Source organism: Janthinobacterium sp. PSPC1-1, from assembly GCF_049897625.1.
GTDB lineage: Bacteria > Pseudomonadota > Gammaproteobacteria > Burkholderiales > Burkholderiaceae_D > Janthinobacterium > Janthinobacterium tructae.
In genome coordinates this window covers 488411-511029 of sequence record NZ_JAFCWP010000002.1, presented here as the reverse complement: position 1 = coordinate 511029, position 22619 = coordinate 488411, and the positions used below count along the sequence as shown (strand labels likewise).

At 57.5% G+C, this 22619-nt stretch carries 29 protein-coding genes and 1 pseudogene; 1 reads left to right on the top strand and 29 read right to left on the bottom strand.

The window, feature by feature from the left end; translation table 11 throughout:
- Window positions 1–4: 4 nt before the first annotated feature.
- The 28 genes and pseudogenes from rpmD to rpsL form a co-directional block, all read right to left on the bottom strand.
- Window positions 5–184 (bottom strand): 50S ribosomal protein L30, encoded by a 180-nt coding sequence (gene rpmD, locus ACP7EG_RS09820; protein ID WP_010394435.1) that lies wholly within the window; start codon window positions 182–184, stop codon window positions 5–7.
- Between the two features lie 10 nt (window positions 185–194).
- The gene (gene rpsE / locus ACP7EG_RS09815; protein WP_010394433.1) at window positions 195–713 is read right to left on the bottom strand and encodes a 30S ribosomal protein S5; all 519 of its coding nucleotides are present in this window, start codon (window positions 711–713) and stop codon (window positions 195–197) included.
- 9 nt (window positions 714–722) lie between these two features.
- Entirely contained in the window at window positions 723–1085 is a 363-nt protein-coding gene (gene rplR, locus ACP7EG_RS09810) for a 50S ribosomal protein L18 (RefSeq protein WP_071079767.1), read from the bottom strand.
- A gap of 13 nt (window positions 1086–1098) precedes the next feature.
- Window positions 1099–1632 (bottom strand): 50S ribosomal protein L6, encoded by a 534-nt coding sequence (gene rplF / locus ACP7EG_RS09805; RefSeq protein WP_034778281.1) that lies wholly within the window; start codon window positions 1630–1632, stop codon window positions 1099–1101.
- A gap of 10 nt (window positions 1633–1642) precedes the next feature.
- Window positions 1643–2038 (bottom strand): 30S ribosomal protein S8, encoded by a 396-nt coding sequence (gene rpsH, locus ACP7EG_RS09800; RefSeq protein WP_010394425.1) that lies wholly within the window; start codon window positions 2036–2038, stop codon window positions 1643–1645.
- Between the two features lie 14 nt (window positions 2039–2052).
- The gene (gene rpsN / locus ACP7EG_RS09795; RefSeq protein ID WP_010394423.1) at window positions 2053–2358 is read right to left on the bottom strand and encodes a 30S ribosomal protein S14; all 306 of its coding nucleotides are present in this window, start codon (window positions 2356–2358) and stop codon (window positions 2053–2055) included.
- Between the two features lie 2 nt (window positions 2359–2360).
- The gene (gene rplE, locus ACP7EG_RS09790; RefSeq protein ID WP_010394421.1) at window positions 2361–2900 is read right to left on the bottom strand and encodes a 50S ribosomal protein L5; all 540 of its coding nucleotides are present in this window, start codon (window positions 2898–2900) and stop codon (window positions 2361–2363) included.
- A 6-nt stretch (window positions 2901–2906) separates the two neighbouring features.
- On the bottom strand, window positions 2907–3221 hold the full coding sequence (gene rplX, locus ACP7EG_RS09785) for a 50S ribosomal protein L24 (RefSeq protein WP_034753204.1): 315 nt from the start codon (window positions 3219–3221) through the stop codon (window positions 2907–2909).
- A gap of 9 nt (window positions 3222–3230) precedes the next feature.
- Window positions 3231–3599, bottom strand: a complete 369-nt coding sequence (gene rplN / locus ACP7EG_RS09780) for a 50S ribosomal protein L14 (protein WP_008444317.1) — start codon at window positions 3597–3599, stop codon at window positions 3231–3233.
- A gap of 253 nt (window positions 3600–3852) precedes the next feature.
- Window positions 3853–4125 carry a 30S ribosomal protein S17 gene (rpsQ, locus tag ACP7EG_RS09775; RefSeq protein ID WP_010394415.1) on the bottom strand — a complete coding sequence of 91 codons (273 nt, stop codon included), beginning with the start codon at window positions 4123–4125 and terminating at the stop codon, window positions 3853–3855.
- Window positions 4122–4313 carry a 50S ribosomal protein L29 gene (rpmC, locus tag ACP7EG_RS09770; protein WP_071079768.1) on the bottom strand — a complete coding sequence of 64 codons (192 nt, stop codon included), beginning with the start codon at window positions 4311–4313 and terminating at the stop codon, window positions 4122–4124. Before rpmC ends, rpsQ begins: the two co-directional genes overlap by 4 nt.
- Window positions 4314–4325: 12 nt before the next feature.
- Complete coding sequence (gene rplP / locus ACP7EG_RS09765; RefSeq protein ID WP_017877854.1) at window positions 4326–4745, bottom strand: 50S ribosomal protein L16; 420 nt, start codon at window positions 4743–4745, stop codon at window positions 4326–4328.
- A gap of 2 nt (window positions 4746–4747) precedes the next feature.
- Window positions 4748–5572: a 30S ribosomal protein S3 gene (gene rpsC, locus ACP7EG_RS09760; RefSeq protein ID WP_034753199.1), complete on the bottom strand. Its 825-nt coding sequence runs from the start codon at window positions 5570–5572 to the stop codon at window positions 4748–4750.
- Window positions 5573–5581: 9 nt separating this feature from the next.
- The gene (gene rplV / locus ACP7EG_RS09755) at window positions 5582–5914 is read right to left on the bottom strand and encodes a 50S ribosomal protein L22 (protein ID WP_170840583.1); all 333 of its coding nucleotides are present in this window, start codon (window positions 5912–5914) and stop codon (window positions 5582–5584) included.
- On the bottom strand, window positions 5911–6186 hold the full coding sequence (rpsS, locus tag ACP7EG_RS09750; RefSeq protein WP_008444295.1) for a 30S ribosomal protein S19: 276 nt from the start codon (window positions 6184–6186) through the stop codon (window positions 5911–5913). Before rpsS ends, rplV begins: the two co-directional genes overlap by 4 nt.
- 10 nt (window positions 6187–6196) lie before the next feature.
- The gene (gene rplB, locus ACP7EG_RS09745) at window positions 6197–7024 is read right to left on the bottom strand and encodes a 50S ribosomal protein L2 (protein ID WP_010394400.1); all 828 of its coding nucleotides are present in this window, start codon (window positions 7022–7024) and stop codon (window positions 6197–6199) included.
- Window positions 7024–7341: a 50S ribosomal protein L23 gene (gene rplW / locus ACP7EG_RS09740; RefSeq protein WP_010394398.1), complete on the bottom strand. Its 318-nt coding sequence runs from the start codon at window positions 7339–7341 to the stop codon at window positions 7024–7026. The genes rplB and rplW overlap by 1 nt, the downstream gene beginning before the upstream one ends.
- On the bottom strand, window positions 7338–7958 hold the full coding sequence (gene rplD / locus ACP7EG_RS09735) for a 50S ribosomal protein L4 (protein ID WP_034753197.1): 621 nt from the start codon (window positions 7956–7958) through the stop codon (window positions 7338–7340). The genes rplW and rplD overlap by 4 nt, the downstream gene beginning before the upstream one ends.
- Window positions 7959–7961: 3 nt before the next feature.
- Window positions 7962–8618 carry a 50S ribosomal protein L3 gene (rplC, locus tag ACP7EG_RS09730; protein WP_071079769.1) on the bottom strand — a complete coding sequence of 219 codons (657 nt, stop codon included), beginning with the start codon at window positions 8616–8618 and terminating at the stop codon, window positions 7962–7964.
- A gap of 215 nt (window positions 8619–8833) precedes the next feature.
- Complete coding sequence (gene creD / locus ACP7EG_RS09725; protein ID WP_426087452.1) at window positions 8834–10243, bottom strand: cell envelope integrity protein CreD; 1410 nt, start codon at window positions 10241–10243, stop codon at window positions 8834–8836.
- A gap of 86 nt (window positions 10244–10329) precedes the next feature.
- The gene (gene creC, locus ACP7EG_RS09720) at window positions 10330–11751 is read right to left on the bottom strand and encodes a two-component system sensor histidine kinase CreC (protein WP_426087451.1); all 1422 of its coding nucleotides are present in this window, start codon (window positions 11749–11751) and stop codon (window positions 10330–10332) included.
- Window positions 11748–12422, bottom strand: coding sequence for a two-component system response regulator CreB (gene creB, locus ACP7EG_RS09715; protein WP_426087450.1), 675 nt, complete (start codon window positions 12420–12422; stop codon window positions 11748–11750). The genes creC and creB overlap by 4 nt, the downstream gene beginning before the upstream one ends.
- 100 nt (window positions 12423–12522) lie before the next feature.
- Window positions 12523–13368: pseudogene (locus tag ACP7EG_RS09710) on the bottom strand (DUF817 domain-containing protein).
- Between the two features lie 215 nt (window positions 13369–13583).
- On the bottom strand, window positions 13584–13901 hold the full coding sequence (rpsJ, locus tag ACP7EG_RS09705) for a 30S ribosomal protein S10 (protein ID WP_010394389.1): 318 nt from the start codon (window positions 13899–13901) through the stop codon (window positions 13584–13586).
- 179 nt (window positions 13902–14080) lie between these two features.
- Complete coding sequence (tuf, locus tag ACP7EG_RS09700; RefSeq protein WP_096233366.1) at window positions 14081–15271, bottom strand: elongation factor Tu; 1191 nt, start codon at window positions 15269–15271, stop codon at window positions 14081–14083.
- Between the two features lie 72 nt (window positions 15272–15343).
- The gene (fusA, locus tag ACP7EG_RS09695) at window positions 15344–17449 is read right to left on the bottom strand and encodes an elongation factor G (protein ID WP_426074968.1); all 2106 of its coding nucleotides are present in this window, start codon (window positions 17447–17449) and stop codon (window positions 15344–15346) included.
- A gap of 108 nt (window positions 17450–17557) precedes the next feature.
- Window positions 17558–18028: a 30S ribosomal protein S7 gene (gene rpsG / locus ACP7EG_RS09690; RefSeq protein WP_065310159.1), complete on the bottom strand. Its 471-nt coding sequence runs from the start codon at window positions 18026–18028 to the stop codon at window positions 17558–17560.
- 152 nt (window positions 18029–18180) lie between these two features.
- Complete coding sequence (gene rpsL / locus ACP7EG_RS09685; protein ID WP_010394376.1) at window positions 18181–18564, bottom strand: 30S ribosomal protein S12; 384 nt, start codon at window positions 18562–18564, stop codon at window positions 18181–18183.
- A 433-nt stretch (window positions 18565–18997) separates the two neighbouring features.
- Here rpsL and ACP7EG_RS09680 point away from each other — a divergent pair, with 433 nt between their 5' ends.
- The gene (locus ACP7EG_RS09680) at window positions 18998–20923 is read left to right on the top strand and encodes a phosphoethanolamine transferase (protein WP_426087449.1); all 1926 of its coding nucleotides are present in this window, start codon (window positions 18998–19000) and stop codon (window positions 20921–20923) included.
- Between the two features lie 9 nt (window positions 20924–20932).
- Here ACP7EG_RS09680 and ACP7EG_RS09675 read toward each other — a convergent pair whose 3' ends face one another.
- Window positions 20933–22519 carry a MutS-related protein gene (locus ACP7EG_RS09675; protein ID WP_426087448.1) on the bottom strand — a complete coding sequence of 529 codons (1587 nt, stop codon included), beginning with the start codon at window positions 22517–22519 and terminating at the stop codon, window positions 20933–20935.
- Window positions 22520–22619 lie beyond the last annotated feature (100 nt).

The following is a 22619-nucleotide window of genomic DNA, read 5'->3' as shown; positions in this document are numbered from 1 at the left end:
AGGCTTACCCGACAACTTTAACGAGATACGATACTTTATTGATCATGCCGCGTACGGATGGGGTGTCTTGCAATTCGGAAACCGAATTTACACGACGCAGACCCAGACCGCGCACGGTAGCGCGATGCGATTCGCGCGTACCGATCAAGCCCTTGACCAATTGCACTTTGACTGTGTTTGTCATTTTGTCCACCTTAAGCCAGAATGTCTTCAACCGACTTGCCGCGTTTGGCAGCGATATCGGAAGCAGTGCTCATTTTCGACAGGCCGTCCAGCGTAGCGCGTACCAGGTTGTATGGGTTGTTCGAACCGGTGGATTTCGCCACCACGTCCGTCACGCCCATCACTTCGAAGATAGCGCGCATGGCGCCACCAGCGATCACGCCAGTACCAGGCTTAGCTGGGTTCATCAGGACCTTGGAGGCGCCGTGACGACCAACAACCGTGTGATGCAAGGTACCGTTTTTGAGCGGTACTTTGATCAGGTTGCGACGGGCTTCTTCCATTGCCTTCTGCACGCCAACTGGCACTTCTTTCGATTTGCCCTTGCCCATGCCGACGCGGCCATCGCCATCACCAACTACGGTCAGCGCGGCGAAACCCATGATACGACCACCCTTGACCACTTTGGTCACGCGGTTGATCGCGATCATTTTTTCGCGCATGCCATCATCCGGCTTGTCGCTTTGCATTTTTGCTTGCATTTTTGCCATGATTGATCCTTAGAACTTCAGACCGGCTTCGCGTGCGGCTTCTGCCAACGCTTTCACACGGCCGTGGTAACGGAAACCGGAGCGGTCAAACGCAACTTCGGTAATCCCTGCTTTCAACGCTTTTTCAGCGACGCGCTTGCCGATCAAGGCTGCAGCAGCGGCATTGCCGCCTTTGCCGGATTGGCCTGCCAGTTCAGCGCGGACTTCCGCTTCAGCCGTCGAGGCCGAAACCAGGATTTTTGCATCCGGGCTGATCAGGTTGGCGTAAATATGCAGGTTGGTGCGGTGCACCGACAAGCGATTTACTTTCAATTCCGCAATCTTGATGCGGGTTTGGCGTCCGCGGCGAAGCCGTGATTCTTTCTTATCCATCGTCAGCCCCTAATTACTTCTTCTTGGTTTCTTTAAGCTTAACCACTTCGTCCGCATAGCGAACGCCCTTGCCTTTATAAGGCTCAGGAGCGCGGTAAGCACGAACTTCAGCGGCTACCTGGCCAACCTGTTGACGGTCGATACCTTTAATCAGGATCTCGGTCGGGGTTGGTGTTGCGCAGGTAACGCCAGCTGGCATGTCATGCACTACAGGGTGCGAGAAACCCAGGGACAGATTCAACTTGTCGCCTTGAGCTTGCGCCTTGTAACCCACGCCTACCAGGTTCAGCTTTTTCTCGAAACCCTTGGTGACGCCAACAACCATGTTGTTGACCAGTGCGCGCAGCGTGCCGGACATGGCATTGGCTTCGCGGCTGTCATTCGCCACGTCGAAACTCAGGGTTCCTGCATTGTTTTCCACTTTGACCTGGCCGGTGAGGGCCTGGGAAAGTACGCCCAGCGGGCCTTTTACGGTGATCGCTTGTGCGGAGATGGCGACTTCGGCGCCAGCTGGCACTACGATAGGCATTTTAGCTACTCGAGACATGTGTAACTCCTTAAGCCACGTAGCAAATAACTTCGCCGCCGACACCGGTAGCGCGTGCTTTGCGGTCAGTCATGACGCCTTGCGGAGTCGACACGATCGCCACACCCAAGCCATTCATCACAACAGGGATCTCGTCTTTACCCTTGTAGACGCGCAGACCCGGACGGGACACGCGCTCCAAGCGCTCAATAACGGGACGGCCAACATAATACTTCAAACCGATTTTCAGTTCCGCTTTGCCACCAGCTTCGGTAACAGCGAAATCTTCAATGTAACCCTCGTCCTTCAGGACGCTGGCAATCGCAATTTTGACTTTCGACGATGGCATGGCCACGGTCGTCTTTTGCACGCCTTGTGCATTGCGAATGCGGGTCAGCATATCGGCGATAGGATCGCTCATACTCATTGCATATTCTCCTATTACCAGCTTGCTTTTGTCATACCCGGAATTTCACCACGCATGGCGAATTCACGGAGCTTGATACGACCCAGACCGAATTTACGGAATGTGCCGCGCGGACGACCAGTGATGGCGCAACGATTACGTTGACGCGTCGGGTTCGAGTTACGTGGCAGCGCCTGCAATTTCAGGCGAGCTTCGTAGCGCTCTTCTTCCGATTTCGATTGATCATCGACGATGGCCTTGAGAGCTTCGCGCTTAGGGGCGAATTTCGCCACCAGGTCAGCACGCTTGATCTCACGATTAATCAGTGACAGTTTGGCCATGATCAGTTCCTGAAAGGGAATTTAAAGGCGGCGAGCAAAGCTTTGGCTTCGTCATCGGTCTTAGCGGTTGTCGTGATGCTGATATTCATACCGCGCAACGCGTCAATCTTGTCGTATTCGATTTCAGGGAAAATGATCTGTTCCTTGACACCGATGTTGTAGTTACCACGACCATCAAATGCACGGCCGTTCACACCACGGAAATCGCGTACGCGCGGCAGAGCCACGGTAATGAAGCGATCCAGGAACTCGTACATGCGAGCGCCGCGCAGGGTGACCATCGTACCGATCGGATAACCTTCACGGATTTTGAAGCCTGCGATCGCTTTGCGGGACTTGGTGGTCACTGGCTTCTGGCCGGCGATCTTGGTCAAGTCAGCAACTGCGTGCTCGAGAACTTTTTTATCCGCGATTGCCTCACCAACACCCATGTTCAGGGTGATTTTGGTCAGGCGTGGAACTTCCATTACCGACTTGTAACCAAACTTGCTGGTCAGGTCGGCAACGACTTTTTCTTTATAGAATTCTTGGAGACGTGCCATGATTTCTTAAGCCTTCACTACTTCGCCGGAGGATTTAAAGATGCGAACTTTCTTGCCGTCCACTTCTTTGAAACCCACGCGATCTGCCTTGCCAGTCGCTGCATTAAACAATGCAACGTTGGACACGTGAATTGGCATGGTCTTATCGACGATACCACCAGTTACGCCAGTCATCGGGTTTGGCTTAGTCGCTTTTTTAGCGATGTTAATGCCGTCAACCACGATATGTTCAGCATCGATACGCTGCTGTACCACACCACGTTTGCCCTTGTCTTTCCCGGTCAGAACGATGACTTCGTCGTTTTTACGAATCTTATCCATTACGACTCCTTACAGGACTTCCGGTGCCAGGGACACGATTTTCATGAACTTCTCAGTACGCAGTTCGCGTGTGACAGGTCCAAAAATACGGGTACCGATCGGTTCCAGCTTGGCGTTCAACAGAACGGCGGCGTTGCCGTCGAACTTCACCAGGGAACCGTCTTGGCGGCGAACACCTTTAGCGGTGCGCACAACCACGGCGTTATAAATTTCACCTTTTTTGACACGGCCACGTGGCGCAGCAACCTTAACGGTTACCTTGATCACATCGCCAATGCCAGCATAACGGCGCTTGGAGCCGCCCAATACCTTGATGCACATTACTTCTTTGGCACCGGTATTGTCAGCCACTTCGAGCCGGCTTTCAGTTTGAATCATAGTATTCTCTTTCCCAACTTAAGCCGAAGAATCCACACAATGTAGACCCACGGTCAGTCTTGGTCCCGCCAGAGCCGCCCTGCTGGGCTTCACTGTTTGGGTGCATGACCTTCATACATTAACTGACCGCGAATGCTACTGTCTGTGACCAGACACTTTGCGGCGTTACATGAACGAAGCCCGCAAGTATTACATACAATTTGCGGGCCTGCAAGTACTAATTAAAAGCCACCGCCGAAGCGGTGGTTTTTATTTAAACGGTTGGTGCGGCTTGAACCACACGTGTCACCGTCCATGCCTTCGTTTTGGAGATCGGGCGACCTTCCTGGATCTCGACCGTATCACCGGCCTTGACTTGGTTGGTCTCGTCATGCGCGTGATACTTGTTCGAGCGCATGATGATCTTGCCATACAAAGGATGTTTTACGTGGCGCTCGATCAGAACGGTAACGGTCTTGTCCATCTTGTCCGAAACCACTTTACCGATCAGCGTGCGCTTGAGCGACTGTTTCACTGGTTCGTTCATTTGGCTTCCTTCAGATTCATTACCGTCTTCACACGCGCGATATCGCGGCGTACCTTCTTGAGCTGCGAAGTGTTGCTCAGCTGCTGCGTAGCGATTTGCATACGCAGGCCGAACTGTGCCTTCAACAAGTCATTCAGCTCTTTTTGCAGAGCTGGCTGGTCTTTGCCGCGGAGTTCAGTTGCTTTCATATTCAACTCCAATTATTGGCCGACTTGACGTACGACAAACGTCGTAGCCAGTGGCAGTTTAGAGGCGGCAAGACGGAAAGCTTCCCGTGCCAGCGCTTCATCAACGCCATCCATTTCGTACAGTACTTTGCCTGGCTGAATTTCAGCGACGTAGTACTCAGGATTACCCTTACCGTTACCCATACGGACTTCAGCCGGTTTGTTCGAAATCGGTTTGTCCGGGAAAATACGGATCCAGATACGGCCACCGCGCTTGATGTGACGCGTCATTGCACGACGCGCCGCTTCAATTTGACGCGCAGTGATACGACCGCGCGCAACTGCCTTCAGACCGAATTCGCCAAACGACACGGCGGTGCCGCGGCTGTGCGAAATACCGGTATTACGGCCTTTCTGCTCTTTACGATACTTTCTGCGTGCTGGTTGCAGCATGATTATTCTCCTGCTTTCTCAGCTGGTGCTGCTGCGGCGGCCGGTTTAGCGGCGGTACGCACACGTGCACCTGGTGCTGTGGATGGTTTCGCACCGGCACCGGCTGGACGCGGACGGCCAGCTGGCTTGCCATCGTCACGGCGTGGGCCGCGGCTTTTCTTCTCGTCAGCTGGGGTATCGATGACTGGTGCATCGCCGTTAGGCGCGCGGTCACCCTTGTATACCCACACCTTGACACCGATGATGCCGTAGGTGGTCGATGCTTCGCTGGTACCGTAGTCGATATCGGCGCGCAGGGTATGCAGAGGCACGCGGCCTTCGCGGTACCACTCTTTACGCGCGATTTCGATACCGTTCAGACGGCCGGACGACATGATCTTGATACCGAGAGCACCCAGGCGCATTGCATTTTGCATTGCACGCTTCATGGCGCGGCGGAACATGATCCGTTTTTCCAGCTGCTGAGCGATCGAATCGGCGATCAGTTGCGAGTCGATTTCTGGCTTGCGAATTTCTTCGATGTTCACGTGAACAGGTACGCCCATGATCTTGGTCAGCGCGGACTTCAGTACTTCGATGTCTTCGCCTTTTTTACCAATGACCACGCCTGGACGCGAGCTGTAGATCGTGAAGCGCGCGTTCTTGGCTGGGCGCTCGATAACGATGCGACCAACGGATGCGTTCTTCAGTTTCTTTTTCAGGTAAGCACGTGCTTTCAAGTCTTCGTTCAGCATGGCAGCGAAATTACCGTTGCCTGCATACCAGCGCGAAGCCCAGTTACGGGTGACCGCCAGACGGAAACCGGTTGGATGAATTTTCTGACCCATCGTGGCTCCTTAGTTACCGACAGTCACGTAAACGTGACAGGATTGTTTCGAAATACGGTCGCCACGGCCTTTTGCACGCGCGGTGAAGCGCTTCAGGACCGGGCCCTTTTCGACGTAGATCGTTTTCACGAACAATTCGTCGATGTCCGCACCATCATTGTGCTCGGCATTCGCAATAGCGGATTCCAGAACACGTTTGATGATCGCAGCACCTTTTTTCGGGCTGAATTGCAAGATGTTGAGTGCAGCGTCAACTTTCTTGCCACGGATCAGGTCAGCAACCAGGCGGCCCTTTTGGTCCGACAGGCGCACACCTTTGAGGATAGCTTTAGTTTCCATTATTTCTTAGCCTTTTTGTCAGCTGCATGACCCTTGAACGTACGGGTCAGTGCGAATTCGCCGAGCTTGTGACCAACCATGTTTTCGGAAACATAAACCGGCACGTGCAGCTTGCCGTTATGAACCGCGATCGTCAGGCCGATAAAGTCAGGCATGATTGTCGAACGACGCGACCAGGTTTTGATTGGCTTTTTGTCTTTGGCTGCTTGCGCGGCTTCAACTTTTTTCACCAGGTGGGCGTCACAGAACGGCCCTTTTTTCAATGAACGTGTCATGTGCTACCCCTTATTTCTTGCCGCGGCGCGAGACGATCATGGAAGTCGTACGCTTGTTGCTGCGTGTTTTCTTACCCTTGGTCTGTTGGCCCCATGGCGAAACTGGATGACGACCAGCTGCTGTTTTACCTTCACCACCACCGTGCGGGTGATCGACCGGGTTCATGACCACACCGCGAACGGTAGGACGAACACCGCGCCAGCGCATCGCGCCAGCTTTACCGATTTTACGCAGGCTGTGCTCGGCATTACCGACTTCACCAACCGTTGCACGGCACTCGATGTGCACGCGACGTACTTCACCCGAGCGCAGACGCACTTGAGCATAGGTACCTTCACGTGCCATCAGCACAACGCCAGCGCCAGCGGTACGTGCCATTTGGGCACCTTTACCTGGCAGCATTTCGACGCAATGCATCACGGTACCGACTGGGATGTTACGGATTGGCAAGCAGTTACCCGATTTGATCGGTGCTTCCGAACCGTTCATCACGCTGTCGCCAACGGCCATGCCTTTGGTTGCGATGATGTAGTGACGTTCGCCGTCGGCGTAGCACAACAGAGCGATATTCGCGGTGCGGTTTGGATCGTATTCGATACGTTCCACTTTCGCTGGAATACCATCTTTGGTGCGCTTGAAGTCGATCAAGCGATAGTGTTGCTTATGACCACCACCGATATGACGGGTGGTGATGTGACCGTTGTTGTTACGACCAGCGGTCTTGGATTTCTTTTCAACCAGGGCAGCGAACGGACGACCTTTGTACAGGTCTGGGTTCACCACCTTTACCATGCCGCGACGGCCTGGCGAGGTTGGTTTCATCTTAACGAGTGCCATTATGCAGCCTCCTCGGAGAAGTTGATTTCCTGGCCAGGCTTCAGGCACACGAAAGCACGCTTGGTATGGTTACGACGACCGTTGAACTTGCCGGTGCGTTTCTGCTTACCTTCGCGGTTTGCAGTTTGCACGGACAGGACTTCAACCTTGAACAGCAGTTCGACCGCTGCCTTGATTTCAGGCTTGGTTGCATCCGGCAGTACGCGGAATACAATTTGCTCGTTCTTTTCCGCGACCATGGTGGCCTTCTCGGAAATCACGGGCGCCAACAGCACCTTCATCAAGCGTTCTTCGCTATGTTTCAAAATCGCGCTCATGCCAGCATCTCCTCAATCTTGGCCAATGCAGCTTTGGTGACCAGGATCTTCTTGTAGAACACCAGGGACATCGGGTCTGCGTGACGTGGCTCAACGACGAGTACGTTAGGCAGGTTGCGCGATGCCAGTTCCAGGTTTTCGTTCAGAACGTCGGTGATGATCAGAACCGAATCAAAGCCCAGGCCGTTCAATTTTTGCGACAACAGCTTGGTCTTTGGCGCGTCGATCGTCAGATCGTCGATGACGATCAGGCGCTCTTCGCGAGCCAGCTGCGACAGGATCGAGCAGATACCTGCGCGATACATCTTTTTGTTCACTTTGTGGGTGAAGTTTTCGTCAGGCGAGTTCGGGAAAATCCGACCACCGCCGCGCCACAGTGGCGACGACGACATACCAGCACGAGCGCGGCCGGTACCTTTTTGGCGCCATGGCTTTTTCGTCGTGTGGTGAACTTCTTCACGGTCTTTTTGCTTGCGGTTACCACTACGTGCATTCGCTTGATACGCGATGACGACTTGGTGGATCAGCGCTTCATTGTAGTCACGGCCGAAAATCGTATCGGCTGCAGCAACGTTCGAGGCGGCTTGACCTTGCGCATTCAGAAGCTTGAGTTCCATCGTTTAAGCTCCCTTCTTGGCTTTGGTTTTGATGGCTGGCGAGACAACTACCTGGCCATTTTTCGCACCTGGAATCGCGCCTTTGACCAGCAACAGCTGACGGTCGGCATCGATACGGGCGATCACGAGGTTCTGGATCGTACGGTTAACGTCACCCAGATGACCGGTCATGCGCTTACCAGGGAAAACGCGACCTGGATCTTGTGCCATACCGATGGAACCTGGAACGTTGTGCGAACGCGAGTTACCGTGCGTGGCACGGCCAGAAGAGAAGTGATAACGTTTGATAACGCCTGCATAGCCTTTACCAATGGTAACGCCTTGCACGTCGATCTTTTGACCGACTTCGAACAGGGAAGCAGCGACAACATCGCCAGCTTTCAGTTCAGCGGCTTTAGCAGCATCGACACGGAACTCTTTCAACAGAGTACCGGCTTCAACACCAGCTTTAGCGTGATGACCAGCAACAGCTTTGGTCACGCGGGAAGCGCGACGTTGACCGAATGCGACCTGAACAGCGGAGTAGCCATCTGTTTCAGGGGTTTTGATTTGCGCAACACGGTTGTTCGATACGTCCAACACGGTGACCGGGATCGAATCCCCTTCATCCGTGAAAATGCGCATCATACCAACCTTGCGACCGAGAAGGCCTAGGCTCATTTTTTCTCCATTCCCACCTGCGATTGGGCGGGGCTTGTTTAACTACAAAGTAACGTAGGATCCAAAAAAGACGAATCCATACCGAAGCCGGCTAGTATATAGCACAAAAACCCTTGACGCAACAAGTTAACACGAGGTATGTCAAAGTGTTGCGCGCCGCCTCTGCGACAGTTGCCGGCGGCGCTGCAAAGGTCGGCTAATGTAGCATACATCACCTATTCATGCGGCTCTGCAGCGGGCGCCGCTGCGCCCTTGCCCACTTGATACCAGTCAACTTTACGCGTCGCCACCATGATGGCGGCCAGCACGGCGAACAACAGGATGCTGCCCATCACCAGCGCATTGCTTTCCGAGCTCAGCAAGCCATACAGGGCGCCATACAGCGCCGTCAGCGCCATGCCGAAGCCGATCCCGCGCCAGGCATTGTGCAGCACGTGCACCAGGTAAAAGCTGGTCAGCGCAATACAGGCGGCGCTGGCGATCAGGTAGGCGGCGAGGAAGGCGATGTGCTCGGCCAGGCCCACCAGCAGCAGGAAGAAGATCACCAACGACAGGCCCACCAGCAAGTACTGCACCGGGTGGATCGGCAGACTCTTCAAAATTTCAAAGATGAAGAAGGCGGCAAAGGTCAGTGCCACGAATAGCAAGCCATACTTGGTGGCACGGTCCGATTGCGAATACACGTTCACCGGCTCGATGAAGCCCACGCTGAAGCGGTCCACCTGGCCCAGCGGGGCACTGTCGGGCACCTTGAATTCTCCCTCGATGGTGTTCAGCTGCGTTTGTGCATTGGTCGCCAGCGAGGAGATGCTCCACTCGACCTGAAAGCCATCGGCGTTGATCTGGCGGAATTTCGGCGACGGCAGGAAGCGTCCGCCAAACTGCGGATGGGGCCAGTTCGACTTGATGCTGACCTGGCTGTTTTTCGCCACCGGCACGAAATGCTGGCGTTCGATACCGTCCAGCCCCAGGTCAAAGCTGAATTTCACCTGTTGCGTTTGCGCCAGCGGCATGGCGCCCAGCGGCGCGTGCAGGCCGCTGCGGAAGGCAAACAAGTCGGTGCCCTGCTCGAACTCGATCTTCTGGCCGCCCCAGTCGATTTTCGGGATATTACGGATGCCGCGCACGTCCTCGATGGATAGCGCGACGAAAGGCGTGCCCAGGGTCACGCGCGAGTCCGGCGACTTGCGCGGCAGTTGGCCGACGGCCGGCACCGTGAAGTCGCCCTTGAAGGCATGCTGGCCGCTGTACACCAGCACCTGGTGGATGCCGCGGTAGCGGCGGTCCGCATCGATGCTGCCATTGATCAGCAGGTTGTTCGGGTACACGAGCAGGCGGCGTTGCATCATGCGGCGCAGCAACTCGGTGCGCACAGGCGACTTCGCTTCCTTGTCGTCGCTCTTGGCCACTTCCACGCGCTCTTCATATTGCTCTGTGTAGGGGATCACCAGGATGGGACCGATGATGGTTTGTTCGCGCACCGAATCGGCGGCGATGCTGTTGACGGCTTCCTGGCGGAATTCCATCCGTTCCTTGATCGTTTCCTGAATCATCAGCAGAGGCAGGCCGATCAGCAACATCAGGCCGAACACGATCAACGCTTTGACTAAGAGGGTTTTTTGCATGGCGCATCCTTGAAGTAAGGATGCCAGTGTAAAAAAGCTGTATGCGCTGACGATGCAGTCCGTGTGAAGCCAGCAAATAAAGTGCGCTAGGCCAGCGGCAGGCACAGGCGCGCGCAGGCGCCGCCATCCGGATGATTGAGCACTTTGACCGTGCCGCCATGCAGGGAGGCGACTTCGCGTACGAAGGGCAGGCCCAGGCCCGTGCTCTTGCCGGCGCTCGGGCGCGGCAGGGAATAGAAGCGCTCAAAGACGCGTTCCAGCGCATACGCGGGGATGCCCTCACCGCGGTCGCGCACGGCGATTTCCACCTGGCTGCCGTGGCGCTGCGCCGTCAGCTCGATACAGCTACCCGGTGGCGCGAAGCCGGCCGCGTTGTCGAGCAGGTTGCCCAGCGCCTGGCGCAGCAGCAGGGCGTCGCCCGCCACACTCCCCTCTTCCGCCTGCACCTGCAGGCGCACGCCGCGCGCCGCCAGGGTGGCGGCTGCGTCCTGCGCCACTTGCGCCAACAGCGGCCCCAGCGCGATGCGCTCGGGGTTATCCAATCGCTGCTGCTTTTCCACGCGCACCAGGGCCAGCAGCTTGTCGATCAGTTGCCGCTGGCGCGCATTCTGTTCCAGGATACTGGCGAGGAACTGGCGCCGCTCGGCCGGCGGCATGTCTTCCTGCAGCAGCTCGGCCGATGCCTGGATGGCGGCGATCGGGCTTTTCAATTCATGCGCCAGGGTGTGCATCAGCTGCTCCACGTATTCCTTGCCTTCCAGGCGCGTGCGCATCGCCTCCAGCGCCCGCCCCAGAGTGCCGATCTCGTTGCTGCCCAGCGCCGGCAGCGCCACCTTGCGCCCTGCTTCCACGTCGCCGATGTAATGCATCAACTTGCCCAGCGCATGGTGCAGCCACCAGGCAAATGCCAGGCCGATCAGCAACGACAGCAGCAGCAGGATGGCGCCGCGCTGCAATATCTTGCGCTGGCTGCGCTCGACAAACGCTTGCACGCTGGCATTCGGCTTGGCCACCGTCAGCACGCCGATCACTGCATTGCCGTCGCGGATCGGTGCGGCCACGTGCATCACCGTCGACATCTCGTCGTCGGGCCGGCTGCGCGTGCTGCGTGCGCCATACTTGCCCTGCAAGGTCAGATACACGTCATTCCAGCGCGAATAGTCGCGCCCCACGTCGCGGCCGCTGGAATCGAACAGCACGATGCCGTGCCGGTCCGTGATGGTGATGCGGTAATCGAGCGTGCGCTTGCGCACGCCATTGATATTGACGTCCACGCCATGGCGCGCATAGTCCTGCATGCGCTCGGCCACGGGCGATTGCGCCAGCGTGCCCGCCTTCAAGTCGGGCGCCACCAGGCTGGCCAGCAGTTGCGAGGTATCGACCAAGGTGTCTTCCAGGGTCGAGCGCACACCCGGCTTGACCTGCTCCATGAAGACGTTCAGCAAGAACCACGCGGCCAGGCCGACGATCAGGAAGTAGCCGAGCAGGATGCGCAGGCCGATCTTCATGCGCCGGCCAGGCTGTAGCCGAGGCCACGGTGAGTGTGGATGGGGTCGGCCTGCGCATCGATGGCGCGCAGCTTGGCACGCAGCGATTTGACGTGCGCGTCGACGGTACGCTCGAGCGTGTCGGGCGCCCCGCTCCACACACGCGCCATCAGCTGCGCGCGCGACAGCACGTGGCCGGGATGCTCGAGCAGGGTTTTCAACAACAGGTATTCATAGCGGGTCAGGTCCAGCGGCTGGCCGTGAAACAGTACTCTCGCCTCCAGCGCGCGCAATTCGAAGCGCGCCGGCGCTGGCGCGGCGCCTGCGCCTGCGCGGCGCAGGATGACGCGGATGCGCGCCACCAGTTCGCGCGGCGAGAACGGCTTGGTGACGTAATCATCGGCGCCGATTTCCAGGCCGACGATACGGTCGATTTCATCGCTGCGGGCCGTCAGGAAGATCACCGGCACCTCGGAAAACTGGCGCAGCCGGCGACACACTTCCAGCCCGCTCATGTCGGGCAAGCCGATATCGAGCACCACCAGCTGCGGTGCGGCCTCACTGCGCAGCACGGCAAGCGCCTGCTCACCCAAGGTCACATGGCGCGGCGTAAAGCCGTCCGTGCGCAAGGCATAGGCGATGCTGTCGGCGATCGCCTGTTCATCTTCCACGATCAGGACAGTCTTGGACATGGCGGCGGCACACATTAATGGACAAGTCCGGAGTATCCCTGAAGCGGGCAAGCGGCGTCAATCGCGCGCCTTGCCGTGCGCGGGCAAAATGCCGCCCGAGCTAAGGCTGGGCGACGTGGATGCTGGCCTTGATGTGCTTGAGGTGGGCCACGATGGTGAACGTCATCACCACCAGTAGCGACCATGAACTCCATTTGCTGACATGCACCACCGACCAGGCGCCAAGCTGGTTCGGATAACGCCACACGCCCTAGAAGGTGCTGATGTTTTCGGCCAGCCAGATAAAGAAGCCGACCAGCACAAAACCGAGCAGCAAGGGCATGCTGCGGTCGCGGTCGAGCGGACGGAACACCACGCTGGTGCGCGCGTACAAGCCCAGCGCGCAGGCGGCAAGATACCAGCGGTAGTCGCCGATGTAGTGATGGGTGAAGAAGTTGGCGTAGATGAGCAGCGCGATCAGCACCGCCATCCAGTACGGCGGATGGTGGCGTATGCGCATATCGAGCAGGCGCCAGGTCTGGATGATGTAGCTGCCGACGGCCGCATACATGAAGCCGGAAAACAGGGGCACGCCGAACACCTTGGTATAGGCGAAGTCGGGATAGCTCCAGGACTGGATCGTCCCCGAGACCTTGAACACTTCCAGCGCGAAGCCGACCGCATGAAACAGGCAGATGGCTTTCAACTCATCCCACGTTTCCAGCCCGCTCCATACCATTGCAACCTGGATCGCCAGCGCTACCAGCAGCAGCACGTCATAGCGCGGCAGGCCAAACAGGCCGGCGCGCGGCACCAGGAACACGGCAGCAAAAAACAGCCCGACGAACAGGCACGCCCTCGCCTCCTTGATGCCGAAATACAGGAATTCGGTCAGGAAACGCGGCCAGCCGCGCAAGCGCTGACGGGGCGCAGCATTTAACAGGTGAGTATCGAGGGCATTAAGCATGCAGCAACTTTATCGACCGGCCGCGACACTGTAAAGCGATTTTGCATGCGTACGGCGGCGCCGCCCATGTTCGCCATGCACCAATAGCAATGGGGCCGGGCGCACTCACGATTGTGAGCAGGCCCGGCCCCATCATCAGGCAGCGGGACACCCCGCCAGCCTGGAACAGCTGTCAACACCTGGTGCTACGGTATTGTCAGCCGCCCTTGAAACTCTTATTGCAGTTTGATTTCAACATCAACACCAGCTGGCAGATCCAGCTTCATCAGCGCGTCAACGGTTTTGTCCGTTGGGTCAACGATGTCCATCAGGCGTTGGTGCGTACGGATCTCGAACTGATCGCGCGAAGTTTTGTTGACGTGCGGGGAACGCAGCACATCGAAACGTTGAATACGGGTAGGCAGTGGTACTGGGCCTTTGACGACAGCGCCGGTGCGCTTCGCGGTTTCAACGATTTCCAGAGCGGACTGGTCGATCAGTTTGTAATCGAAAGCCTTCAGGCGGATACGGATTTTTTGGTTTGGTGCCGACATGATATTTCCTTAAAAGAACGAACCGCGCGGTCTGCACGGCAATGAGGTCATACGGGAATTTCTGACGCAACAACCGTCAGGGTCGACATGATAGCACCAAAATGCTTGCCAACCCCGCCAGTTGAATAAAAAGAAGGGCGCCGGGCGACGACGCGTCTTCTTTTATGCAGGCTTAAGAATTAAGCCAGGATTTTTGCAACAACACCAGCGCCGACGGTACGACCGCCTTCACGGATAGCGAAGCGCAGGCCTTCTTCCATCGCGATCGGGTTGATCAGCTTGACGGTGATCGACACGTTATCGCCTGGCATAACCATTTCTTTGTCTGCTGGCAACTCGATCGAACCAGTCACGTCCGTCGTGCGGAAGTAGAACTGTGGACGATAGTTGTTGAAGAATGGCGTATGACGGCCGCCTTCGTCTTTCGACAGAACATAGATCTCGCCGGTGAAGTGCGCATGCGGCTTGATCGAGCCTGGCTTGGCCAGAACTTGACCACGTTGCACGTCTTCACGCTTGGTGCCGCGCAGCAGCAGACCAACGTTGTCGCCTGCTTGACCTTGGTCCAGCAGTTTGCGGAACATTTCCACGCCGGTGCAAGTCGTTTTGACGGTATCGATAATACCAACGATTTCGATCTCTTCGCCGACTTTAACAATGCCGCGCTCGATACGACCGGTAACCACGGTACCGCGACCCGAGATCGAGAACACGTCTTCCACTGGCATCAGGAAAGCACCGTCAACAGCGCGCTCTGGCGTTGGGATGTAGGAATCGAGAGCATCGGCCAGACGCAGCACTGCGTCAACGCCCATTTCGCCTTCTTTGCCTTCCAGCGCCATACGTGCCGAACCTTTGATGATAGGCACGTCGTCGCCAGGGAACTCATACTTCGACAACAGCTCGCGCACTTCCATTTCAACCAGTTCCAGCAGCTCTGCGTCGTCGACCAGGTCGCACTTGTTCAGGAACACGATGATGTATGGAACGCCAACTTGGCGAGCCAGCAGGATGTGTTCGCGGGTCTGTGGCATTGGGCCGTCAGCTGCGGAGCATACCAGGATCGCGCCGTCCATCTGCGCAGCACCGGTAATCATGTTTTTGATGTAATCGGCGTGGCCTGGGCAGTCAACGTGCGCGTAGTGACGCGCTGCCGTTTCGTACTCGACGTGGGCGGTGTTAATCGTGATACCGCGCGCTTTTTCTTCTGGTGCTGCATCGATCTGGTCGTATGCTTTAGCTTCGCCGCCGAATTTCTTCGACAGAACCGTTGCGATTGCAGCGGTCAGCGTGGTTTTACCGTGGTCGACGTGGCCGATGGTGCCGACGTTGACGTGCGGCTTGGTCCGTTCGAATTTACCTTTTGCCATTTTATTCTTCCTTAGAACAATGATTTAAATGTAGGGACCGGCATTCTCGTGAAAGCCGGCCCGGAACTTCTATTACTTAGCTTTCGAGCTTACGATCGCTTCAGTCACATGCTTAGGTGCTTCAGCATAGTGCTTGAATTCCATCGTGTAAGTCGCACGACCTTGGGTCGACGAACGCAACGATGTGGCGTAACCGAACATTTCCGACAGAGGCACTTCGGCCTTGATGATCTTGCCGCCACCACCAGCAATTTCATCCATGCCTTGCACCATACCGCGACGCGACGACAGATCGCCCATCACGGTACCGGCGTAGTCTTCCGGCGTTTCCACTTCCACGGCCATCATCGGCTCCAGGATGACTGGCGATGCTTTGCGGCAGCCATCTTTGAATGCCATCGAAGCGGCCATGCGGAATGCATTTTCGTTCGAGTCAACATCATGGTACGAACCGAAGAACAGCGTGACTTTAACGTCAACAACTGGATAACCAGCCATCACGCCCGAAGTCAGCGTGTCGCGCACACCTTTTTCAACTGCAGGGATGTATTCGCGAGGAACGGTACCGCCCTTGATCGCGTCAACGAATTCGAAGCCCTTGCCCGGTTCTTGCGGTTCGATCTTCAGAACCACGTGACCGTATTGACCACGACCACCCGATTGCTTGACGAATTTGCCTTCCGACTCTTCGCACACTTTACGGATCGTTTCGCGGTAAGCCACTTGTGGCTTGCCGACGGTCGCTTCAACGTTGAATTCGCGCTTCATGCGGTCAACGATGATGTCCAGATGCAACTCGCCCATACCGGCGATGATGGTCTGGCCCGATTCTTCATCGGTACGCACGCGGAACGATGGATCTTCTGCTGCCAGACGGTTCAGCGCCAGGCCCATTTTTTCCTGGTCGGCCTTGGTTTTTGGCTCGACTGCCTGCGAAATCACCGGCTCAGGGAAGACCATGCGTTCCAGCACGACGCTTGCCTTTTCGTCGCAAAGCGTATCGCCTGTGGTGGTGTCTTTCAGACCCACGACGGCAGCGATGTCGCCAGCGCGCATTTCCTTGATTTCTTCGCGCTCATTGGCTTGCATCTGCACGATACGGCCAATACGCTCACGCTTCTGCTTCACGGAGTTCAGGACCGAATCGCCCGAATTCAACGTGCCCGAATAGCAGCGGATGAAGCACAGCTGACCGACGAACGGATCGGTTGCGATCTTGAACGCCAATGCCGAGAATTTCTCATTGTCGTCGGCTGCGCGCTCAACTGGCTGCTCGTCCTCGTCCAGACCTGGGACAGGTGGAATGTCGATTGGCGATGGCAGGTACTCGATGACCGCGTCCAACATGGCTTGTACGCCCTTGTTTTTAAAGGCGGTACCGCACAGCATTGGAACGATTTCGCTGGCGATGGTACGCTGACGCAGAGCAGCCTTGATCTCGGCTTCCGACAGTTCGCCTTCTTCCAGGTACTTGTTCATCAGTTCTTCGGACGCTTCAGCAGCGGCCTCAACCATGTTTTCGCGCCACTTGGCAGCTTCAGCCGCCAGATTCGCTGGAATTTCGCCGTATTCAAACTTCATGCCTTGCGAAGCGTCATCCCAGATAACTGCTTTCATCTTGACCAGATCGATAACACCGGTAAAGAGGTCTTCAGCGCCGATAGGCATCTGGATAGGCACTGGGTTGGCCTTCAGGCGCGAACGCATCTGATCGTAGACCTTGAAGAAGTTGGCGCCGGTACGGTCCATCTTGTTCACGAAGGCCAGACGTGGCACTTTGTACTTGTTAGCCTGACGCCATACCGTTTCCGATTGTGGCTGCACGCCGCCGACTGCACAGTAAACCATGCAGGCGCCATCCAACACACGCATCGAACGTTCTACTTCAATGGTGAAGTCAACGTGACCTGGGGTGTCGATGATGTTGATGTGATGCGGAGGGAAATTGTTTGCCATGCCCTTCCAGAAGCACGTAACAGCAGCCGAGGTAATCGTGATGCCGCGCTCTTGCTCTTGCGCCATCCAGTCGGTGGTGGCAGCGCCATCATGGACTTCGCCCAGCTTGTGGTTCACGCCCGTGTAGAACAGGACGCGCTCGGTGGTGGTCGTCTTACCTGCATCGATGTGAGCGGAGATACCGATATTGCGGTAGCGCTCAATGGGGGTCTTGCGGGCCATAATTAATCCTAAATGAATGGACAAAACCGAGCAGCATTTTTTTGCAAAAATGAGCCCGGCCTCGAACAACAGATGCTTGACAGCCACCTTGCGGCAGCTGGCTTTATATTAGAAGCGGAAATGCGAGAACGCTTTGTTCGCTTCAGCCATACGATGGACTTCGTCGCGTTTTTTCATCGCGCCGCCGCGGCTTTCAGCCGCTTCCATCAGCTCACCGCCGAGGCGTTGTGGCATCGATTTTTCGCTGCGCTTGTTAGCAGCTTCACGCAACCAACGCATGGACAGAGCCATACGACGGACTGGGCGAACTTCGACCGGCACCTGGTAGTTTGCACCACCGACGCGACGGGATTTCACCTCAACCAGCGGCTTGGCGTTGTTGATTGCGGTAACAAAAACTTCGAGTGGATCTTTGCCCGATTTTGCTGCGATGTGCTCGAAAGCACCGTAGATGATGTTTTCTGCAACCGATTTCTTACCGGACAGCATCAGCACGTTTACAAATTTAGCGACATCAGTGTTGCCGAATTTTGGATCTGGCAAAATTTCGCGCTTGGGTACTTCACGACGACGTGGCATATCAATTCCTTTCAATCTTCAGTTGAGCGCGCGTTCTTCGCACACTCGCGGACGACCATCATAGTCTTCCACTTACTCGACCAGATGCGGTCGACTACATTCACTTAGCTAGTTGCCACTGAGCGAAACTTGGGTTTGCTGCGTACAACTTATTACTTCTTGCCTGCTTTAGCGCGCTTGGTACCGTACTTCGAACGCGATTGCTTACGGTCTTTAACGCCTTGGGTATCCAGAGCACCGCGAACCATGTGGTAACGCACACCCGGCAAATCCTTGACGCGACCGCCGCGCAACAGCACAACACTATGCTCTTGCAGGTTATGGCCTTCACCGCCAATGTACGAAATGACTTCGAAACCATTGGTCAGGCGAACTTTAGCGACTTTACGCAGAGCCGAGTTAGGCTTCTTTGGAGTCGTGGTGTAAACACGTGTGCAAACGCCACGTTTTTGCGGGCTGTTTTCCAGCGCCGGCGATTTGCTCTTCACGGTCAAAGCGACGCGTGGATTGCGAATCAATTGATTGATGGTTGGCATCGTTATAAATCCAACAAAAAACTACGATTAATAACCCGGGCAAGATGCCCGGCGACTAAAACCTCGTCCCGCTTTCATCTACTGCGCACCGGAGGCGCCCTCAGCCACTCGATAAGGAGCGGCCATGAAATGCCAAGTAATGCGTAAACGATGAGCAGAATAAAATCGAGAACTCGCTAGTTTAGACCTTGTGTTACAGGGGGTCAATCAGTTTACCGCTTTTTGCTATAAAAAAAGGCAAAAAAGCGGCACTTTTGTGGCATTTTGACTAATCTTTGGCTGCGGCGCGTGGACGCCGGCACCTCGCAGTGCTTGATGATTTGGCATTCTTTCTCTGCAACCAAGCGTCGGACGCGCGCATTCTTGTACGACCGCAAGACAACAAAAGGATTGATAATAGCGGACATTTTTCGCTGCCCTCCCGCTCACCCTTATGCGCTCCTTGCTTCGCCCCGCCACTCTGTTCCTGCTCCTGACGTATGCCTTGCTGACGGCCGTGCCCTTCGTCCCCGCGCTGCTGGGGCGTGCGCTCGAGCATCCCTGGCAGATGCTCACCTTCGAGCTGCTGGCCTGGCTGGCCGTCTGGAGCGTGTTCAAGCGTCCCGCCTACTTCCACTGGCTGCTGGTGCCCGCCTTCCTGGCCCTGCCGACGGAAATCTACCTGTTCATCTTCTATGGCCAGGGCATTTCCACGCACCACCTGGGCATCATCTTCGAAACCAGCCCCAAGGAAGCGATGGAATTCCTCGGGCAAAAAGTGTGGCTGATGGGCGCCGTCATGCTGGGCGTGATCGCCTGGTGCGCGCTGGGCTGGTATGCCGCCACGCGCACGCGCGACCTGGACTGGCGCGGCAAGACGCGTCCGGCCGCCTTCGTGCTGCTGCTCCTGCTGGGCGGCTTCTGGTGGTATGGCTACGAATTCGGTTTCGAGGCCAAGGTTCTGCATAGCGCCCCCGCGTCGGCCAAGGCCAGCGGGCCGTCGGCCAGCGGCAAGGCGGGCGCCTCCGGCTTCGGCGACGCCAGCTCGGCCGAAGACGAAACGGCCGAAGAAGACGAGGAAAGCAGCAAGCCGGAGAACGCCAGCATCGCCGGCGCCGACGAAACGGGCCTGGGCTGGCCCAGCCTGCCCCACTGGGCGCGCCTGCCCTACGCGTTCGACACCATCAGCAATTCCTGGCCCTTCGGCCTGGCCGCGCGTGGCTTCGATTTCTACAAGGAACGCAAGTACCTGGCCGAGCTGGGACAGAAAAGCAGCAGCTTCCGTTTCGGCGCGCACCAGCAACAGCCCGATGCCCATCCGGAAGTGGTGGTGATGGTGATCGGCGAATCGTCGCGCTACGACCGCTGGAGCCTGAACGGCTACGAACGCGACACCAATCCCCTGCTGAAACAGGAAAGCAACCTGGTGCCGCTGGCCGACGTCATCACGGCCGTTTCCGCCACGCGCCTGTCCGTGCCGGTCATCATCTCGCGCAAGCCGGCCACGCAAAGCCTCAAGGATGGGTTCTCGGAAAAATCCTTCCTCACCGCCTACAAGGAAGCGGGCTTCAAGACCTACTGGCTGTCGAACCAGATTTCCTTCGGCCAGTTCGATACGCCCGTGTCCGTGTTTGCCAAGGAAGCGGACGTGGTGCAATTTTTGAACCTGGGCGGCTTTACCAACAATTCGAACTTCGACCAGATCCTGTTCGACCCGTTCAGGAACGCGCTGGCCGACCCGGCGCCGAAAAAACTCATCGTGCTGCACACGCTGGGCAGCCACTGGAACTACAGCCAGCGCTATCCGAAGCAATTCGACAAGTGGCAACCGTCGCTGTTCGGCGTCGACAAGCCCGTCTACACGGACACGGCCATCAAGCCACAGTTGAACAACAGCTACGACAGTTCCATCCTGTACACGGACTGGTTCCTGTCGAACGTGATCGGCATGCTGAAGGACGATGGCCAGCGCACCGCCCTGCGCAGCTCGCTCGTCTACGTGGCCGACCATGGCCAGACCCTGTACGACGGCACCTGCCGCCTGGCCTTCCATGGTCACAACACGCAATTCGAATTCCACGTGCCCGCCTTCGTCTGGTATTCGCCGCAATTCCAGCAGCACTATCCGGACAAGGTGACGCAGTTGCAGCGCCATCAGAAGGCGCGCCTGTCGACGGAAAATATGTTCCACACGCTACTCGACCTGGGCGACATCCGCTTTCCCGGCGAACAGCCCGAATGGAGCATCGCCAGCCCCCGCTTCAAGCAGCACAAGCGCTACGTCGACAGCTACGGCTGGACCAACTACGACAACGCCATCATCCGCGGCGATTGCCGCGAAGTGATCGACAAGAGCACGCCGGAAAAGCAGGACAAGTAAGGGCGGTCATCAGGCCCGTTCGAGCACGCCGCCGCAATCGGCCGGTTGCGCCATGTGCGTGCTGAGCCAGTCGAAGACACGCCCGGCCTTGTCCGCGATACCGGCGTCAAAACCGCGCTGCGCCAGCAGGGCGATGCCATTCGTGGCCTGCAGCACGCCGGGCGCCAGCTGCAGCGCGCCCCCTTCATCGCGGCGCACGCACCACGGCGCCAGGCAGTCTTCCAGCAGCGGCCCCAGCACCAGGTTGTGCGACGAGACGATCACCAGGTGGCGCGCGGCCAGGGAATGCAGCACGGCGGCCGCAGCCGCCACCGATTCAAGGTGGTTGGTGCCGCGAAAAATCTCGTCGATCAGGAACAGCGCCGGCGCCCCGCCCTCGGCCAGCGCCAGCAATTCGCGTGCGCGCCGCAATTCGGCGATATACAGACTTTCGCCGCCATCGAGCGAGTCTTCATTCTGCATGCTCGAATACAGGGGCAGCATGGGCACCTGCGCCGCCTGCGCATAGCAAAAGCCGAAGGCGCGCGCACTGATCAGATTGAGGCCCACGGCGCGCAGCAAGGTACTCTTGCCGATGGCATTCTGGCCCGAGATGAAGGCGCCGCGGCCATCGAGTTGCAGCGACAGCGGCACGGCGCCGTCCAGCAGCGGATGCACCATGGCATCGAGCGACAACTGCCGCGCATCGGCTTCCTGCGCCCAGCAAAACTGTGCGCGACCGCGCAGGTGGCGCGCCAGGGCCAGATCCGCCTCCAGGTCGGCCAGCAGCAGGAAGCTCTGGCGCAAGAAGGCGCGTTCGCGCCGCACCACGCGCAGGCTGTGAAAGTAGCGCCGGATATTGCCCAACATGAGCCAATCGTCATATTCGCTCAGCAGGGGAATCATCTTGATCCAGCGTAGCGGCGTGATCTGGCGATTGATCACGCCGGCAGCCCGCCCACCTTCGCGCAGGTCCGCCGTGAACGCAGTATCGAGCGCGCCCAGGCGGCCATGCACCAGCAGTATCTGCTGCAAGGTAAAGACGCTGCGCTCCCACGGTTTGCAACGCTCGTAAAAACGCATCTGCAACGCCATCAGCAAGAGCCAGACGGGCACCGCGACGGCCCATGCCAGCGGCGCAAACAGCCACGCGGCCAGCAGCGACGCCAACAGCGCCAGCGTCGGCAGCAGCAGCCAGCGGCTCCACCACGGCGGTGCTGGCGGCGCTGCACCGCACAGCAGCGCCGCCACTTCCATGTCTGCCGTGCGCAGCGGCCGCATGGCTTGCTCGATCACTGCCTGCTGTGCCGGCGCGGCCAGCAAGGCCGCGATACGCGCCCGCGAGGCGGCGTCCGCCGTGCCGCCGGCCAGGCGCTGATGCAATCGCTGCTGGCCAAGAATGCTGGTCTGATCGGCGAGCTGCATATGGTAGTCATCGACCAGCATTTCGTCCCAGGTCTGTTCATCGAGCTGGACCGGGCCAGCTTCGACCTGCTGCAACATGGCAATGTCGCTGCGGGCAAAGGGGTAATCGAATTCCGCCGGTTCAGGCAGGCTGGCAAACTGGCGCAGCCAGGGGCCCAGGCGGGCAAAAAGGGAGGGCGAAGGCGACATCATGCTCCAAAGAAGGGGGTCAGCATGGCGCCGCGCGCCATCACTGCATGGGCCGCAGATCAGGTCGATTGCCAGAATATCAAGATCCATGCGCACACGCCGC

Bases quoted from the DNA above. Each gene is read 5' to 3' on its own strand.
- rpsC (WP_034753199.1), bottom strand. From the start codon at position 5,572: ATGGGTCAGAAAATTCATCCAACCGGTTTCCGTCTGGCGGTCACCCGT.
- ACP7EG_RS09680 (WP_426087449.1), top strand. From the start codon at position 18,998: ATGCGCTCCTTGCTTCGCCCCGCCACTCTGTTCCTGCTCCTGACGTAT.
- rpsS (WP_008444295.1), bottom strand. From the start codon at position 6,186: ATGACACGTTCATTGAAAAAAGGGCCGTTCTGTGACGCCCACCTGGTG.
- rplX (WP_034753204.1), bottom strand. From the start codon at position 3,221: ATGGATAAGATTCGTAAAAACGACGAAGTCATCGTTCTGACCGGGAAA.
- creB (WP_426087450.1), bottom strand. From the start codon at position 12,422: ATGTCCAAGACTGTCCTGATCGTGGAAGATGAACAGGCGATCGCCGAC.
- rplD (WP_034753197.1), bottom strand. From the start codon at position 7,958: ATGGAACTCAAGCTTCTGAATGCGCAAGGTCAAGCCGCCTCGAACGTT.
- rplN (WP_008444317.1), bottom strand. From the start codon at position 3,599: ATGATTCAAACTGAAAGCCGGCTCGAAGTGGCTGACAATACCGGTGCC.
- creC (WP_426087451.1), bottom strand. From the start codon at position 11,751: ATGAAGATCGGCCTGCGCATCCTGCTCGGCTACTTCCTGATCGTCGGC.
- rpsE (WP_010394433.1), bottom strand. From the start codon at position 713: ATGGCAAAAATGCAAGCAAAAATGCAAAGCGACAAGCCGGATGATGGC.
- rpsN (WP_010394423.1), bottom strand. From the start codon at position 2,358: ATGGCCAAACTGTCACTGATTAATCGTGAGATCAAGCGTGCTGACCTG.
- rplR (WP_071079767.1), bottom strand. From the start codon at position 1,085: ATGGATAAGAAAGAATCACGGCTTCGCCGCGGACGCCAAACCCGCATC.
- rplE (WP_010394421.1), bottom strand. From the start codon at position 2,900: ATGGCACGTCTCCAAGAATTCTATAAAGAAAAAGTCGTTGCCGACCTG.
- tuf (WP_096233366.1), bottom strand. From the start codon at position 15,271: ATGGCAAAAGGTAAATTCGAACGGACCAAGCCGCACGTCAACGTCGGC.
- rplC (WP_071079769.1), bottom strand. From the start codon at position 8,618: ATGAGCCTAGGCCTTCTCGGTCGCAAGGTTGGTATGATGCGCATTTTC.
- rpsG (WP_065310159.1), bottom strand. From the start codon at position 18,028: ATGCCACGTCGTCGTGAAGTACCCAAGCGCGAAATTTTGCCAGATCCA.
- rplW (WP_010394398.1), bottom strand. From the start codon at position 7,341: ATGAGCGCGATTTTGAAACATAGCGAAGAACGCTTGATGAAGGTGCTG.
- rpsH (WP_010394425.1), bottom strand. From the start codon at position 2,038: ATGAGTATGAGCGATCCTATCGCCGATATGCTGACCCGCATTCGCAAT.
- rplF (WP_034778281.1), bottom strand. From the start codon at position 1,632: ATGTCTCGAGTAGCTAAAATGCCTATCGTAGTGCCAGCTGGCGCCGAA.
- ACP7EG_RS09675 (WP_426087448.1), bottom strand. From the start codon at position 22,519: ATGATGTCGCCTTCGCCCTCCCTTTTTGCCCGCCTGGGCCCCTGGCTG.
- rpmC (WP_071079768.1), bottom strand. From the start codon at position 4,313: ATGAAAGCAACTGAACTCCGCGGCAAAGACCAGCCAGCTCTGCAAAAA.
- fusA (WP_426074968.1), bottom strand. From the start codon at position 17,449: ATGGCCCGCAAGACCCCCATTGAGCGCTACCGCAATATCGGTATCTCC.
- rpsL (WP_010394376.1), bottom strand. From the start codon at position 18,564: ATGCCAACCATCAATCAATTGATTCGCAATCCACGCGTCGCTTTGACC.
- rpsQ (WP_010394415.1), bottom strand. From the start codon at position 4,125: ATGAACGAACCAGTGAAACAGTCGCTCAAGCGCACGCTGATCGGTAAA.
- rpmD (WP_010394435.1), bottom strand. From the start codon at position 184: ATGACAAACACAGTCAAAGTGCAATTGGTCAAGGGCTTGATCGGTACG.
- rplB (WP_010394400.1), bottom strand. From the start codon at position 7,024: ATGGCACTCGTTAAGATGAAACCAACCTCGCCAGGCCGTCGCGGCATG.
- rpsJ (WP_010394389.1), bottom strand. From the start codon at position 13,901: ATGTCGGCACCAAACCAAAAAATCCGTATCCGCCTGAAGGCTTTCGAT.
- creD (WP_426087452.1), bottom strand. From the start codon at position 10,243: ATGCAAAAAACCCTCTTAGTCAAAGCGTTGATCGTGTTCGGCCTGATG.
- rplP (WP_017877854.1), bottom strand. From the start codon at position 4,745: ATGCTGCAACCAGCACGCAGAAAGTATCGTAAAGAGCAGAAAGGCCGT.